This is a genomic window from Micromonospora sonneratiae (assembly GCF_042679305.1).
GTDB lineage: Bacteria > Actinomycetota > Actinomycetes > Mycobacteriales > Micromonosporaceae > Micromonospora_H > Micromonospora_H sonneratiae.
This window is the reverse complement of record NZ_JBHTMP010000002.1, coordinates 18,856-33,919: the sequence shown is the minus strand read 5'-3', so window position 1 is coordinate 33,919 and position 15,064 is coordinate 18,856. Positions and strand designations below refer to the sequence as shown.

Annotated in this window: 13 protein-coding genes; 9 read left to right on the top strand and 4 right to left on the bottom strand. The window is 70.2% G+C overall.

Translation table 11 applies throughout. From position 1 onward, the window contains the following. Nucleotides 1-150 precede the first annotated feature (150 nt). A complete protein-coding gene (locus ACFQ4H_RS02055; protein WP_377566284.1) occupies nt 151-1,029 on the top strand; it encodes a hypothetical protein in 879 nt (292 codons plus the stop codon). A gap of 51 nt (nt 1,030-1,080) precedes the next feature. On the opposite strand, the gene ACFQ4H_RS02050 is transcribed toward ACFQ4H_RS02055, so the two are convergent. Then, the gene (locus tag ACFQ4H_RS02050) at nt 1,081-1,533 is read right to left on the bottom strand and encodes a DUF3093 domain-containing protein (RefSeq protein ID WP_377566659.1); all 453 of its coding nucleotides are present in this window, start codon (nt 1,531-1,533) and stop codon (nt 1,081-1,083) included. Between the two features lie 111 nt (nt 1,534-1,644). Between ACFQ4H_RS02050 and dut the strand changes: the two genes are divergently transcribed. From dut to ACFQ4H_RS02030, 4 genes are all read left to right on the top strand, one after another. Beyond that, nucleotides 1,645-2,172 (top strand): dUTP diphosphatase, encoded by a 528-nt coding sequence (gene dut, locus ACFQ4H_RS02045; protein WP_377566282.1) that lies wholly within the window; start codon nt 1,645-1,647, stop codon nt 2,170-2,172. A 93-nt stretch (nt 2,173-2,265) separates the two neighbouring features. Beyond that, nucleotides 2,266-2,931 carry a DUF3710 domain-containing protein gene (locus tag ACFQ4H_RS02040; protein WP_377566657.1) on the top strand — a complete coding sequence of 222 codons (666 nt, stop codon included), beginning with the start codon at nt 2,266-2,268 and terminating at the stop codon, nt 2,929-2,931. Nucleotides 2,932-3,127: 196 nt separating this feature from the next. Then, the gene (locus ACFQ4H_RS02035; RefSeq protein ID WP_377566280.1) at nt 3,128-3,508 is read left to right on the top strand and encodes an OB-fold nucleic acid binding domain-containing protein; all 381 of its coding nucleotides are present in this window, start codon (nt 3,128-3,130) and stop codon (nt 3,506-3,508) included. Between the two features lie 70 nt (nt 3,509-3,578). Then, on the top strand, nt 3,579-4,253 hold the full coding sequence (locus ACFQ4H_RS02030; RefSeq protein ID WP_377566278.1) for a DUF3159 domain-containing protein: 675 nt from the start codon (nt 3,579-3,581) through the stop codon (nt 4,251-4,253). A 104-nt stretch (nt 4,254-4,357) separates the two neighbouring features. Here ACFQ4H_RS02030 and ACFQ4H_RS02025 read toward each other — a convergent pair whose 3' ends face one another. Both ACFQ4H_RS02025 and ACFQ4H_RS02020 read right to left on the bottom strand, forming a co-directional pair. Then, nucleotides 4,358-5,047 carry a potassium channel family protein gene (locus ACFQ4H_RS02025; protein ID WP_377566276.1) on the bottom strand — a complete coding sequence of 230 codons (690 nt, stop codon included), beginning with the start codon at nt 5,045-5,047 and terminating at the stop codon, nt 4,358-4,360. Nucleotides 5,048-5,049: 2 nt separating this feature from the next. Next, nucleotides 5,050-5,715: a potassium channel family protein gene (locus tag ACFQ4H_RS02020; protein ID WP_377566274.1), complete on the bottom strand. Its 666-nt coding sequence runs from the start codon at nt 5,713-5,715 to the stop codon at nt 5,050-5,052. A gap of 223 nt (nt 5,716-5,938) precedes the next feature. On the opposite strand from ACFQ4H_RS02020, the gene ACFQ4H_RS02015 reads away from it, so the two are divergent. The 3 genes from ACFQ4H_RS02015 to dxs all read left to right on the top strand — a co-directional run bounded on the left by ACFQ4H_RS02015 (nt 5,939) and on the right by dxs (nt 11,573). After that, the gene (locus ACFQ4H_RS02015; RefSeq protein ID WP_377566272.1) at nt 5,939-8,026 is read left to right on the top strand and encodes an APC family permease; all 2,088 of its coding nucleotides are present in this window, start codon (nt 5,939-5,941) and stop codon (nt 8,024-8,026) included. Nucleotides 8,027-8,078: 52 nt separating this feature from the next. Continuing rightward, entirely contained in the window at nt 8,079-9,440 is a 1,362-nt protein-coding gene (locus tag ACFQ4H_RS02010) for a class I SAM-dependent RNA methyltransferase (RefSeq protein ID WP_377566270.1), read from the top strand. A gap of 150 nt (nt 9,441-9,590) precedes the next feature. Continuing rightward, nucleotides 9,591-11,573, top strand: a complete 1,983-nt coding sequence (gene dxs / locus ACFQ4H_RS02005) for a 1-deoxy-D-xylulose-5-phosphate synthase (RefSeq protein WP_377566268.1) — start codon at nt 9,591-9,593, stop codon at nt 11,571-11,573. Between the two features lie 70 nt (nt 11,574-11,643). On the opposite strand, the gene ACFQ4H_RS02000 is transcribed toward dxs, so the two are convergent. Further along, the gene (locus ACFQ4H_RS02000; RefSeq protein ID WP_377566266.1) at nt 11,644-12,837 is read right to left on the bottom strand and encodes a hypothetical protein; all 1,194 of its coding nucleotides are present in this window, start codon (nt 12,835-12,837) and stop codon (nt 11,644-11,646) included. A gap of 290 nt (nt 12,838-13,127) precedes the next feature. On the opposite strand from ACFQ4H_RS02000, the gene ACFQ4H_RS01995 reads away from it, so the two are divergent. Further along, the gene (locus ACFQ4H_RS01995) at nt 13,128-15,032 is read left to right on the top strand and encodes a hypothetical protein (RefSeq protein WP_377566264.1); all 1,905 of its coding nucleotides are present in this window, start codon (nt 13,128-13,130) and stop codon (nt 15,030-15,032) included. Nucleotides 15,033-15,064 lie beyond the last annotated feature (32 nt).

Below are 15,064 nucleotides of genomic sequence, written 5' to 3'. Positions count from 1 at the left end.
GGGGGCTCGGGCAGCGACCTCGGCTGTGGAGGTCGCTGCATCGGGATGTACGGGGGTGTCGAGCTGCCTGACCTGATTCAGGCAGCTCGATGCTGGACGGGTTCGTGCACACTCGACGTCGGGCGGATCGACATGGCTGGAGGCCGAACGATGAGTGGCCCGGATCGGGTGTCGGAGACCACAGCGTCTTCACCGTTTCCCGGCGGACCGGCTTCACCGGTCTCCGACGAGGAGGCCGGGCCGGCCGGTGTGCCTCCGCACGCCGAGTCGGGCCGGGCTGACGGGGACCTCGGGGTGACCGTCGTCGCGTTGACCGACAACGACATCGAGCAGGCGCAGCGGCGGCGGCTGCTGCGGAACCTGGTCGGCCAGGTCCGTGCCCGAGGGCTGGGCGACATGTTCAAGCCGAGGGCCGCCATCGCCTGGCTGACCTCGGTGGTGAGCGAGGTCGCGCCACACATCCCGGTCCGCGACCACGAGACGCTGCGCCGACACTTCGACGGACTCGACGGTGATCTGCTGGCCGAGCGTCTCGTCCGCAACGCCGCTCGGGCGACCGCTGGCGTCGGGGCCGCCGGTGGTGGCGTGGCGGCGGTGGAGTGGGCCGCCGCGCCGACCCTGCTGTCCGCGCCGGTGCTGCTGGCCGCCGAGACCGTGGCGGTGGTCGCCATCGAGATCAAGCTGATCGGTGAGCTGCACGAGGTCTACGGGGTGCCCTTCACCGGCAGCGGCACCCAACGTGCGGTTGGGATGATCCATTCCTGGGCGAGCCGGCGTGGGGTCAACCCGATGGTGCCCGGGGTAGGCGTGGGCACCGTGCTCGGCACCGCGGCACGCAAGGAACTGCGGGACACCCTGTTGCGTCGGTTCGGGCGGAACCTGACCACGATGGGCCCCCTGCTCACCGGTGCCGCCGTGGCCAGCTTCCTCAACAGCCGGGCCACCCGGAAGCTGGGCGATCAGATCCGCGCCGACCTGCGCGGCGGGCCGGGGACAGCGATCGCCCCTGTTCCGCCGAACCACGGCTGAACCGTAGGTCCGGTCGCTGCCGTGCGGGCGTCGGTCGTGGTCGGCGACGTGTCAGTCGGCGTCCCCGGCGGGCCGGTCGGTGTCGCGGGCGGCGAGGATCGCTGCGGCCAGCCGTACCGGATCGTGCGAGCTGACCACCCAGTAGGGCGTGGGGTCGCTCGGATCGTCGAGGACCACCTGTACGGCACCGCCCACCCAGGGACGCTGCACCACGAACGCCAGCGGGTCGGCACCGACGCCGAGCACCTCACGCCGTCCGGCACTGTCCAGGGGAATGGCGTCCGCGATGAACCGGACCGGCAGCCGAGCGTCGTCGACCAGCAGTTCGCCGCCGCGTACGGCCACCGTGATCCGGCCGAGCCACCACAGGCCGACCCCGGCCGCCGGCACCAGCACCGTGAACGGCAGCCACGCCCGGAGCCCGGTCGAGCCCATCCAGATCTCCGTCGCCATGAAGCAGGCGAAGCCGATGCCGAGCAGCCACGCCCACCATGGCAGCGTCATCCGTTCGGTGTGTCCGGTGGCGACCGCAGGGGTCGTGGCGAGCGCGGACTTGGATCGGGACGAGGTCACGGTCCGAGGGTACGGCGCGGCGCGGTGGCCGTACCCGGCAGGATGGGAGCGAGCACCGAATTCTCGGACGGAAGCAGGGAGACCGTGACCCACGACGTGCCAGTCGCCGTACGGCAGCTAGACCCGGATCTGCCGTTGCCGGCGTACTCCCATCCCGGTGATGCCGGCGCCGACCTGGTGGCCGCCGAGGACGTGGAGATCCCGCCCGGTGGCCGGGTGCTGGTCCGCACCGGTCTGGCGATCGCCCTCCCGGACGGGTTCGTCGGGCTGGTGCATCCCAGATCGGGACTCGCGACGCGATTGGGCGTGACGGTGCTCAACGCCCCCGGTACGGTCGACGCCGGCTACCGTGGCGAGATCCTGGTCAACCTGGTAAACCATGATCGGGTGAGCGCGGCGAAGATCTCCCGTGGTGATCGGATCGCGCAGCTTGTGGTGCAGCGGGTCGAACGGGCCCTTTTCCACGTCGTCGACGAGTTGCCCGAATCCCGGCGCGGCGACGGCGGGCACGGGTCGACCGGCGGGCACGCGGACCTGCTCACGCCGCGTGGCGCGAGCGACAACAGCTGAGTAAGACGGAAGGCGGGCAAAGTGATCTTCTCCCGAGGACGCCGGGGCTCTGGAAAGCAGGCCCGGTCGGGGCAGCAGGACGTCGATGCGGCGGTGGGCCACGACGGCGAGGCCGCGACGGAGGGGGCCCTACGTGGCCCGTACGACGCCGCGGAGGCCGCACCCGAGGTGCAGCGACTCGACCTGGGCAGTCTGCGGATCCCGGCGGTGAACGGCGTGGAGATCCGGGTTCAGGCCAACCCCGACGGCGTGATCCAGCAGATCGTGCTGGTGCACGGCGAGAGCGCCCTGCAACTCGGTGTGTTCGCCGCTCCCCGGTCGGAGGGCATCTGGGACGAGGTCCGGTCGGAGATCCGTACCTCGCTGTCGAACGAGGGGGCCACCACCGAGGAGGTCGACGGCGAGTACGGCGTGGAACTGCGCGCCCAGGTCCGTACCCCGGACGGTCCGACCCCCCTGCGTTTCGTCGGCATCGACGGGCCACGGTGGATGGTGCGCGGGGTCTACCAGGGCGCTGCGGCGGTCGACCCGGCCGCGGCCGGTCCGCTGGCCGAGTGCCTGGACGGGTTGGTGGTGGACCGTGGGCGTGAGGCGAAGCCGGTACGCGAACCACTGCCGCTGCAACTGCCCAAGGAGGTCGCCGAACAGGCCGGCCCGGCGGAGGACGAGTCGTCCGGCGCACCGGTCAACGGCGTCGTTTCCGGGCATCAGACGCCACACCGGGACAAGCCCTCACCCCGTCCCCGCGGATCGGCCTGAGCCGACTTCGCGGCTGGCCCGCCCCGGGTCAGCGGCTCGGCCCCGGCCGGCCGGTCCCGGATCCCGTGCCGATCCGCCAGGGCCCGCCGGGAGCCCGTGGTTGCGCGTACGCTTTCGGCACGGCCCCAGTCGGGGTCGTGCCGGGCTGGCGCGCGGGCGGGTGCGGATCGCGCCGGGAAAGGGTGACACCGAGGTCATGGCGACCGATGAGGGTCGAGTGTCGTTGCGGCGCATGCTGCAGCGGCTGACCGCGAGTGAGGCGGAGATCGAGGCGCAGGAGCTGCGGCGGGAGAGCGCCGAGTTCGGCGGTACCCCTGCCCAGCAGTGCCAGCGTGGCCAGGTGGTCTCGATCTCCGGACGACTCCGTACGGTGGTCTACACGCCGCGTACCAACCTGCCCACGCTGGAGGCCGACCTCTACGACGGCAGTGACGTCGTGACCCTGGTCTGGCTCGGGCGTCGCCACATCGCAGGGATCGAACCGGGCCGACAGTTGACCGTCCGTGGCCGGGTGGCGGTGCGCGACGACCGCAAGGTCATCTACAACCCGTACTACGAGCTGGAAATGTCCCGGTGAGCGGGAGAACACTCCGACGCCTCACCCGAGGCGGGACAACTGACTGCGGTTGCGAACGGGAGAGGTGCAGATGACGACCGGACAACACCGGGACGCCGAGGTCGACACCGACCCGAAGGACGACGCACCACTGCCCAGCATCGCCGAACAGGTCGCCGAGCAACTCGGCGGCTGGCGGGGGCTGGCCGAGTCGAGCATCCCGGTGGTCGTCTTCGTGGTGGTCAACATCCTGGCCGAACTACGGCCGGCGGTGATCGCCTCGGTGTCCGTCGCGGTGCTGATCGCCATTCTGCGGCTGGTACAGCGCAAGCCGATCCGGCACGCGATCAACGGCCTGTTCGGTGTCGGCATCGGTGCGGTCATCGCCTGGAAGACCGGCAGCGAGAAGGACTTCCATCTGCCCGGCATCCTCTACGGCATCGGCTACGGGCTGGTCCTGCTGGGCTCCGCGGCCGTTCGTCAGCCCCTGGTCGGCTGGATCTGGTCGGTACTCGCGGCCGGTGGGCGCTCCGAGTGGCGGCAGAACCCCCGTCTGGTGCGTACGTTCACCTGGCTGACCGTGCTGTGGGGAGTGGTCTGGCTGGCCAAGGTCGGGGTGCAGGCGGGGCTCTACCTGGCCGACATGGACACGGCGCTCGGAGTCGCCCGGTTGGCGCTGGGCTATCCGCCGTACGCACTGCTGCTGGTGATCACGGGCTGGACGGTACGTCGGGTCACCCGGAACACGGCCCCACTGACTCCCTGACCCACTGCTGACGCCCCTGACCGGCTGTGCTGACTTCCTGACCGGGCTGACCGCGCGCCTGCGCGGTCAGCCCGGTGGTCGTAGGACGATCAGTCGTCGGACGGTCAGCCGGCGTTGCGGGTGCGTTCGACGCTGTCGGCACCGAGGATGACCGTACGGACGGAGTCCTCGATCTCCGCCGTGCAGACGAAGATCAGTTCGTCGCCCACCTCCAACGGGTCGTCCGGGGTCGGCACCAGCACCCGCTTGCCCCGCAGGATCGCGACCAGCGCGGCGTCCCGCGGCAACGGCACGCTGTGGATGGGATGCCCGACGTAGGGAGCGGACGGCGGCAGGGTGATCTCGACGAGGTTGGCCTCGCCCTGTCGGAAGGTCATCAGCCGGACCAGGTCGCCGACCGTGACTGCCTCCTCGACCAGAGCGGCCATCACCCGGGGCTTGCTGACCGCGACGTCGACGCCCCACTGGTCGGTGAAGAGCCACTCGTTTTCCGCCCGGTTGACCCGGGCGACCACGCGGGGCACCGCGAACTCCGTCTTGGCCAGCAGCGACACGACCAGATTGGCCTTGTCGTCGCCGGTGGCGGCCACCACCACGTCACAACTGGCGAGGTCGGCCTCCTCCAGGCTGGTCAGCTCGCAGGCGTCGGCCAGTACCCACTCGGCGGCCGGCACCCGGTCCGGGCGCAGCATCTTCGGCTGCCGCTCGATGAGCATCACCTGGTGCCCGTTCTCGATCAGCTCCTGGGCGATGGACCGCCCGACGTTGCCGGCTCCCGCGATGGCGACGCGCATCGTCACTGTCCCCCTTCCGGCGGCGCGCCCGCCACCGATGTCACCGGTCCGGCGATGTCGTCGGTGACCAGCATGAAGAGCTGGTCACCCTCCTGAAGGACGGTGGACGCGGTGGGCAGCGTGCCGATACCGAACCGCATCAGGTACGCGGTCCGGGCGCCCGCCGCCTCCTCCAGCCCCCGCAGCGGCCGGCCGATCCAGTCGTCGTGTACCGGGACCTCGATGATCGAGACGGTGCTGGTGGGATCACGGAAGATCTCCACGTTCCCCTCGGGCACCAGATGGCGGACCATCCGGTCGGCGGTCCAGCGGACCGTGGCCACGGTCGGGATGCCGAGCCGCTCGTAGACCTGGGCCCGCTTCTGGTCGTAGATGCGGGCCACGACCCGGGCGACGCCGAACGTCTCCCGGGCCAGTCGAGCGGAGATGATGTTGGAGTTGTCGCCGCTGGAAACCGCTGCGAACGCGTCGGCGCGCTCGATCCCGGCCAGGCGCAGCACCTCGCCGTCGAAGCCGATGCCGGTGACGGTGAGCCCGCCGAAGTCCGCCCCGAGCCGCCGGAAGGCGTCCGCGTCCTGGTCGATGACGGCGACCGAATGACCTCGGGACTCAAGGCTGTGGGCGAGCGTCGAGCCCACCCGGCCGCACCCCATGATCACGATGTGCACGGTGTTCCTTCCACAGACCGCGTGCCCCCGTCCGTTGCCGGTGGGCCTGTCACCAAGAGCGTGCCACGACCACGCCCGCCGGCGCCGACCGACCGGACCGCGCCGGTCGCCGACCGATTGACGGTACTGCCTCGGGCGGCGTCGAACGTACCGCCAACGTGTGACGACTACCGCTACGGCACCCGCCGACGCCGGTTTCCCCGCGGACGTACGCTTACCGGTTGTGGCCAGTCCCACCTCCCTGTTGAAGAGGTTGCTGCTCGGACGACCGTTCCGGTCCGACCGACTCAAGCACACCCTGTTGCCGAAGCGCATCGCGTTGCCGGTCTTCGCGTCCGACGCGTTGTCGAGCGTGGCGTACGCGCCGGACGAGATCCTGCTGACCCTGTCGATCGCCGGCGCGTCGGCGTTCGTGTTCTCGCCCTGGGTCGCCCTGGCCGTCGTGGTGGTCATGCTGACCGTGGTGGCCAGCTACCGGCAGAACGTGCACGCCTATCCGTCCGGCGGCGGCGACTACGAGGTGGCCACGGTCAACCTCGGACCGAAGTTCGGGGTGGGTGTCGCCAGCGCGCTGATGGTCGACTACGTGTTGACCGTCGCGGTGTCGGTCTCGTCCGGGGTGGCGAACCTCGGCTCGGTGGTGCCGTTCGTGGCGACCCACAAGGTCGGCATCGCCGCCGTGGCGGTGATCATCCTGACCGCGATGAACCTGCGCGGCCTACGGGAGTCGGGCAACGCCTTCGCCATCCCGACCTACGGCTTCATGATCGTCATTGTCGGCATGATCCTGACCGGGCTGGTACGGGTCTTCGTGCTCGGTCACGACCTACAGGCCCCCAGCGCCGGCCTGGAGATCCGGGCCGAACACAGCGTCACCGGTTTTGCGCTGGTCTTCCTTTTGCTACGGACGTTCTCCTCCGGCTGTGCCGCGCTGACCGGTGTGGAGGCGATCTCCAACGGCGTACCCGCGTTCCGGCCGCCGAAGAGCCGCAACGCGGCGGCGACCCTGCTGATGCTCGGCGTGATCGCGATCACCATGCTGGTCGGCATCATCTGGCTGGCCCGGCTGACCGGTCTGCAGTTCGTCGAGAACCCGGCGTTGCAGATCGTCTCCGGCCCGCCCGGTTACGTGCAGAAGACCGTCACCACCCAGCTCGGCGAGGCCGTCTTCGGCTCCGGGTCGGTGCTGCTCTTCGTGGTCGCCGGCATGACCGCGCTGATCCTCTTCCTGGCCGCCAACACCGCGTTCAACGGTTTCCCGGTGCTGGGTTCGATCCTCGCCCAGGACCGGTACCTGCCCCGCCAGTTGCACACCCGGGGAGACCGGCTGGCCTTCTCCAACGGCATCATCCTGCTGGCGCTGTTCGCGATGGTGCTGATCGTGGCCTTCCAGGCCGAGGTGACGAAGCTGATCCAGCTCTACATCGTCGGGGTCTTCGTCTCCTTCACCCTGTCCCAGGCGGGCATGATCCGGCACTGGAACCGGCTGCTGCGTACCGAGCGGGACCCGGTGGCGCGTCGCCGGATGTTCCGGTCGCGGGCGATCAACACCTTCGGCATGGTGCTCACCGGCGCGGTGCTGATCATCGTGCTGGTCACCAAGTTCCTGCTCGGCGCGTGGATCGCGATCGTCGCGATGGCGGTCATCTTCCTGCTCATGCTCGGCATCCGCCGGCACTACGACACCGTCGCCACCGAATTGACCCCGGCCGACGGGCGGCCGGTGCTGCCCGCCCGCAACCACGCGATCGTGCTGGTCAGCAAGGTGCATCAGCCGACCCTGCGAGCACTGGCCTACGCCCAGGCCACCCGTCCGGACACGTTGACCGCGGTCACGGTCAACGTCGACGAGTCGGACACCCGGGCGTTGCAGAAGGAGTGGGAACGGCGCGGGATACCGGTGCCGTTGACCATCATCGACTCGCCGTACCGGGAGATCACCCGGCCGATCCTCAACTTCGTCGCGTCGACCCGCCGGGACGCGCCCCGCGACGTGGTCACCGTCTTCATCCCCGAGTACGTCGTCGGCCGGTGGTGGGAGAACCTGCTGCACAACCAGAGTGCCCTGCGGATCAGGACCCGGCTGCACTTCGAGCCGGGCGTGATGGTGACCAGCGTCCCGTGGCAGTTGGCCTCCACCGCCAACAAGAACCTGGACCGTCTAGACGCCACCCTCAACTGGGGACCGGCCCGGGGGCCGCGTGGTGCGAGCCTCGGCGGTCAGCTCGCGCCACCCACACCACCCCCCGCACCGGCCGGCAGACCCGCTGCTGATCGCCGGGCCGGCACCGAAGGAGGCCACGACCAGTGAGCGCGAGGAGTGAGCTTGCGAGCCCCGCAGTCGCGAACGGAGGGTGGGTTCAGTGAGCGCGAGGAGTGAGCTTGCGAGCCCCGCAGTCGCGAACGGGCGGTACGAGACCGAGCGGGTCGAGTTGACCGTCGACTCGGTGGCGCCCGGCGGTCACTGCGTGGCCCGGCTCGATGGTCAGGTCGTCTTCGTCCGGCACGCGCTGCCCGGTGAACGGGTCGTCGCGGAGATCACCGAGGTACATCGCGGATATCTGCGGGCGGACGCGGTGACGGTGCTGACGGCCGCACCGGAGCGGGTCACTCCACCGTGCCCGTACGCGGGCCCCGACCGGTGCGGCGGCTGTGATCTCCAGCATGTGTCACCGGACGGGCAGCGGGCGTGGAAGGCTTCCGTCGTACGCGAGCAGTTGCGGCGGTTGGGTGGTTTCAGCGAGGCGGAGCTGGACGACCTCGGGGTGAGGGTCGAGGCCCTGCCGGGCGGCATGTTGGGCTGGCGGTCCCGGGTGCGGTACGCGGTGGATGCCGCCGGCCGGGCCGGACTGCTCAAGCATCGTTCGCACGAGGTCGTACCGATCGACCGCTGCCTGATCGCCCACCCCGCGATCCAGGAGTTGCCGGTGCTGGCGTCGAATGGACGGCGGTGGCCGGATGCTGACGCGGTGGAGACGGTGGCCTCGTCCGGCGGGGACGTGGTGGTGCGCGGGATCTCTGCCGGCACCGGTGGGTTCGGCGACCTGTTCGAGGCTGGTGACTTCGGCGAGGTGGCCGGTGCCGGTGGTGGCGGTCCCCGGGGGGCTGGTGCCGGGGACGCGGGTCCGGTCGACGCGGGTCCGGTCGACGCGGGTGCTCCGACGGTACGGGAGTTGGCGGCCGGGCGGGAGTGGAAGATCCCGGCAGAGGCGTTCTGGCAGGTGCATCCGGCTGCTGCGGACACCCTGGTGGCGGCGGTGCTCGACCTGCTCGACCCGGTGGCGGGGGAGTCGGCCTGGGATCTCTACGGCGGGGCAGGGCTCTTCGCCGGGGCGCTGGCCGGTCGGGTCGGCCCGACCGGGCGGGTCACCCTGGTCGAGGCGGCGCCGCCCGGTGTGGCGGCGGCCCGGGAGAACCTGCGTGACCTGCCGCAGGTCGAGGTGGTGTCGGCCCGGGTGGAGACGGCTCTGGCGCGTCGTCGGGTGACCGGCCCGGTCGACCTGGTGGTGCTCGATCCGCCGCGCACCGGAGCGGGCGGCCCGGTGACCCGGGCGGTGGCCGATTCCGGTGCACGGGCGGTGGCGTACGTGGCCTGTGATCCGGCTGCCTTCGCCCGGGACGTACGGACGTTCCGCGATGCGGGCTGGCGGCTGGTCGCGCTACGCGGTTACGACCTCTTCCCGATGACCCAGCACGTGGAACTGGTCGGACTGCTGGTGCCGTAGCCGGCCGTCCGGGACGGCTGCGGGTGGGGAAGCTCACCGGCTGTTCGGAACGGTTCCGAACAGGTTGTCCGCTCGGGGAATGCGAGGGATTGGTGAAGATGATCTCGGCTCGGACTGCGGTCTCGGCTAGGGCCGATAGACTCTCCCGTCATGAGTGTTGAAGAGGGCTCGGCCAACCACGGCCGGTTGCTGGCCACGGTCCGCGGTCCGCAGGACGTCAAGCGGATGTCTGCCGAGGATTTGGACGTCCTCGCCGCTGAGATCCGGGACTTCCTGGTCGCGAAGGTGTCGCGCACCGGTGGACACCTCGGGCCCAACCTCGGGGTGGTCGAACTGACCCTCGCGATGCACCGGGTCTTCGATTCGCCCAGGGACCGCTTCCTGTTCGATACCGGGCACCAGTCGTACGTACACAAGATGCTGACCGGGCGGCTGGACGGCTTCGACAAGCTCCGCCAGCGCGGTGGCCTGTCCGGCTACCCGAGCCAGGCCGAGAGCGAACACGACATCATCGAGAACTCCCACGCCTCGACCGCGCTCTCCTACGCCGATGGGCTGGCCAAGGCGTACGCCCTGCGCGGCGAGCAGCGCAGCGTCGTCGCCGTCGTCGGTGACGGGGCGCTGACCGGGGGCATGTGCTGGGAGGCGCTGAACAACATCGCCACCGCCCGCAACCCGCTGGTCATCGTGGTCAACGACAACGGCCGGTCGTACGCCCCGACCATTGGCGGCCTGGCCGACCACCTGTCCTCGCTGCGGCTTAGCCCCGGCTACGAGAAGATCCTCGACACGGTCAAGGACGCCCTCGGGTCGACCCCGTTGGTCGGCAAGCCGATGTACGAGGTGCTGCACGCCGTCAAGAAGGGCATCAAGGACGCGGTCGCCCCGCAGGCCATGTTCGAGGACCTGGGCATCAAGTACGTCGGCCCGGTCGACGGCCACGACCTGGGCGCGGTCGAGTCGGCGCTGCGGGCGGCCAAGGGCTTCCGTGGCCCGGTCATCGTGCACGCGGTGACCCGCAAGGGTTACGGTTACCGGCCGGCCGAGGAGGACGAGGCCGACTGCCTGCACGGCCCGAGCAGCGCGTTCGACGTCGAGACCGGCAAGCTGCTGGCCGCGCCGTCGGTCAAGTGGACGCACGTCTTCTCCGACGAACTGGTGGCGATCGCCGACGAGCGGCCGGACGTGGTCGGGATCACCGCCGCGATGGCCGAGCCGACCGGCATCGCCGCGCTGGCCCGCAAGTACCCGGAACGGGTCTACGACGTCGGCATCGCCGAGCAGCACGCGGCCACCTCGGCGGCCGGCCTCGCGCTGGGCGGCCTGCACCCGGTGGTGGCGGTCTACGCGACCTTCCTCAACCGTGCCTTCGACCAGGTGCTGCTCGACGTGGCGATGCACAAGCTGCCGGTGACGTTCGTGCTGGACCGCGCCGGCATCACCGGCCCGGACGGGCCGAGTCACTACGGCATCTGGGACATGTCGGTCTTCGGGGTGGTGCCCGGCCTGCGCCTGGCCGCCCCGCGTGATGCCGCGACCCTACGGGAGGAGTTGCGCGAGGCGGTCGCCGTCGACGACGGCCCCACCATCCTGCGCTTCCCGACCGGCTCGGTCGCTGCGGACCTGCCCGCCGTACGCCGGATCGGGGCGGGCACCGCACACGCGGTCGACGTACTGGCCGAGTCGGCCCGTGCCGACGTGTTGCTGGTGGCGGTCGGTGCGTTCGGTCAGCTGGGCGTCGAGGTGGCCGCCCGGGTCGCCGAGCACGGCTACGGCGTCACCGTGGTCGACCCGCGCTGGGTGCGGCCGGTCTCGCCGGAACTGGTCAAGCTGGCCAGCTCGCACCGCCTCGTGGTGACCGTGGAGGACGGCGTACGCACCGGCGGTGTGGGCGACGCGTTGGCCAAGGCGATGCGGGACGCCGATGTGCACGTCCCGGTACGTGACCTCGGCGTGCCGGCGGTCTGGCAGCCGCACGGCACCCGTGCGCAGATCCTCGCCGACCTCGGGCTGACCGCGCAGGACGTGGCCCGGGACGTCACCGGCTGGATCTCGCGGCTGGACGAGGCGGTCGAGCCGGTCCCGGTGACGGCCAACGGCAGCCGGGGCAAGCGGGCCGCCGGACACGCCTGATCACGGCACACCGGCACGATACGTACGAGACCGGGCGCGCCGGACGGGAAACCGTCCGGCGCGCCCGTCGTCAGTCGCGGATCTTGCCGCCGATCGACCGGTAGTAGGTCTTGTCCGGCGTGGCCAGACTGACCGTCTCCGCGGTGGCTGGCCTGGGCACCACGGCCAGGCCGGCGTTGTCGACCAGCAACGGCGTCTCCGGTGGCACCGACAGCGTGCTCTCCGAGCCGGCCTTCCAGGTCAGGACGACCAGCTGACGGTCGCCGACGGCCAGCGGATAGGACTGCAGCGGATCGAGGCGATCCGCGACCGACACCACGGGCGTACCCTCCGCCGGCCGGAAGATGACGGCGCTCATGTTGCCCGCATCCGTGTGCCAGGTCAGTTGGTCGAGTTGGCCGGGCTTCTCCCCGGGCAGCGAGATGGTACCCAGCGACCGGGTGGCGATCCGGTCGATCGGCCACGACTCGGGTACGGAGTTGGGCTCCTCCCGGTCGCCACGGCGTTGCGGGATGCTGCCGAACGGTCCGGTCTTCGCGGTCAACGTGCAGGTGTCGAGCCCCTCGAGGACCCGGCGACCGGACCCGGAGTCGTCACCCACCAGCGGATAGCGCGGGGAGTCGACCGCGGTGCCGAGGTCGAGCAGCCGGTCGGACTTGCCGTTCGGCAACGACTCGGTGGTGATCAGGGTCGCCGTGAGCGGGACGGCCGTGCAGGTGGGGACCTCCACCGGAGCGGTGAGACCATCGGTGATGGTCAGTGCCTTGTTCTCCGGTCCGACCAGACGCTGTACCCGGGTGGAGGTCAGATAGCGTCGACCGGTCGGCAACTGCACCGGAAGCACGTCGGAGTAGACCAGGTAGCCCGGGTCGGTGTACTGCGCGGAGCGGCTCACCTCGAACCCGGTGCCCTTACGGGTGAGTTGCAGGAGCCAGGAGGCGGCCTCGCCGGGAACGCTGGCCGCGACCAGTGCCAGTGGCGCACCGTCCACCTCGCCGAGCCAGAGGATGCCCGAGGAGGGCAGATGTACCCGGTCGTCGATCGGCGAACGCCAGTTGCGCACGGCTTCCGTGACCGCTGCGGTGGCCCCGGCGTCGGCCATGAGTCCACCCCGGGCCGGCCAGACCTGCAGGGTGCCGTCGAGAGTGTCGTAGCCGGTCCGCAGGGTTGGTGTCTGTCGTTCCGCGATCGGACCACAACCTGCCGCGAAGAGCCCCAGCGTCAACGCGACGCCCATCCAGCCGCGACGACGGACTGAACCCACCTGCGCCCCCGATCAATCCGACTGCCTAAGCGGAAGCCACATCGTACGAGATCTCGCACGGCGCACGGGTGCGACCTAGGTAAGCTCGGCTCCATGGGGGGTAAGCTCGTTGTTACCGGCCGTGGAGCAGGTTCTGGAGAGCTCCGGTGGCGGCGTCACGCGACTCAGGTCTACCGTAGGCGCTCCGGTAGACTCCGCCGACTGTGACGCCTCCCGAGTCCCGTCTCGAAAATACACCCGGTCCGGAATTGCCCGAGTCCGATGGCTCTGCGGCCATCGATGAGAGTCCGATGCCTGTACCGGATTCCCCGTCCGGGACCGGGCAGGATCAATCCGGAACTGGAAAGACGCAATCCGGGACCGGATCCGGAGCCGGGCACAGGGAGGCGTCCGGTCCAGCTGGACAGCCGGCCCGGTCGTCGGGTGCCGACGACGCGCCGACCACCCGGAGCCCGCGTTGGCCGACCTGGCGGCGTGACGTCGCCGTGTACGGCTTCTTCCTGCTCACCGCACTCTGGACGACCAGCCAGATCTGGATCGACCCGGCCGGTCGGGTCGCCTCGCTCTACAGCAGCGACCCCGCCCAGGTGCAGTACTTCCTCGCCCATTCGGTGCGTGTGGTGCTGCACGGCGAGTTTCCGTTCTTCACCGAGCAACTGAACTATCCCGACGGCGTCAACCTGATGGCCAACACCGCCATCCTGGCGTTGGGCATTCCCATGGTGCCGGTGACCCTGCTCTTCGGGCCCGCCGTCTCGTTCGTGGTGCTGGTGACCCTGGGCCTCGCCGGAACCGCCTCGGCCTGGTACTACGTGATCTCGCGGCATGTGGTCAGCAACCCGGTCGCCGCGATCGTGGGCGGTTGGTTCTGTGGGTTCTCTCCGGCGATGCTGTCCCATGCCAACTGGCACCCGAACATCATTTCGCAGTTCCTGCTGCCGTTCATCGTGTGGCGGGTCATCCTGCTGACCCGCTCGACCCGGCCGATCCGCGACGGGATCGTGCTGGCGCTCCTGGTCACCTACCAGGCATTCATCAACGAGGAGATCCTGCTCTTCACCGCCATGGCCTGCGGGGTGTTCCTCCTGGCCGTACTGGTGCAGCAGCCCCGGCGGTGGTTGACGGCCTGGCGGCCACTGGGCATCGGGGTCGCGGTGTGCGCGGTCCTCGCCGGTGCGCTGCTGGCGTACCCGCTCTACGTGCAGTTCGCCGGCCCGCAGGCGTACCACGGCCTGAGCGACGCGGTGCAGGACTACGGAAACGACCTGGCCGCCTTCTTCAGCCCGGGTTCACCGACCATCGGCGGCAACGAACGCGCCAACGCCAACCTCGCGCCCAACTACTCCGAGGAGAACGCGTTCTTCGGTTGGGGGCTGGCACTGATCGTCGTGGCGATCGTGGTCTGGCTGCGCCGTGAGATGATCGTCCGGGCGTTGGCGTTCACCGGTGCGTTCTTCGCGGTGCTGTCCCTCGGTGAGCGGATCTCCTACTGGGACCGGGAACTCATCTGGGGCCCGTGGGAACTGCTGGTCAAGGCGCCGTTGCTGGACGCGGTGGTACCGACCCGGTTCGGGATGATCACCAGTGTGACCGTGGCGCTGCTACTGGCCCTCGCCGTCGACCGGGCCTGGCGCCTGGAGGTGGCCAACCGCCGTGCCCTGCGTGGTGTGTTGGCGGCGGCGCTGGCCATCGCGTTCGTGCCGATCCTGCCGATGCCGTTGAAGGTGGGCTCCCGGCCCCCGGTGCCGAAGTTCATCACCTCCGGCCAGTGGCGGCCGTACGTGACGGAGGACCAGACACTGGTGGCGGTGCCGGTACCGGCGATGGGCGCGACGCACAGCATGCGGTGGGCGGCGTCGACCAACCTGGACTTCAAGATTCCGGGTGGCTACTTCCTGGCCCCGCGCAACGGGAACACCGGCGATCCGGGCCGGTTCGGTGGGCGGCCCAACGGTCTGGAGAGCATCCTGGAGGAGGTGGCTACCACGGGTCGGGTTCCCAAGCTGTCGGAACGGCAGCGTCGCCGGGCACTGGACGAACTGCGGCACTGGAACACGGCGATCCTGGTGCTGCCGTTGAGCCAGCAGAACGTGGAACCGCTGCGTCGTACCGTCGAGCAACTGGTCGGCCCGGCCCGACGGCAGTCCGACGTCTGGCTCTGGGACGTCCGCGAGTTGACCGGCAGGAAGGTCTGATGAGTCGGCCGGGCGCCGTACGTCCACCGGTG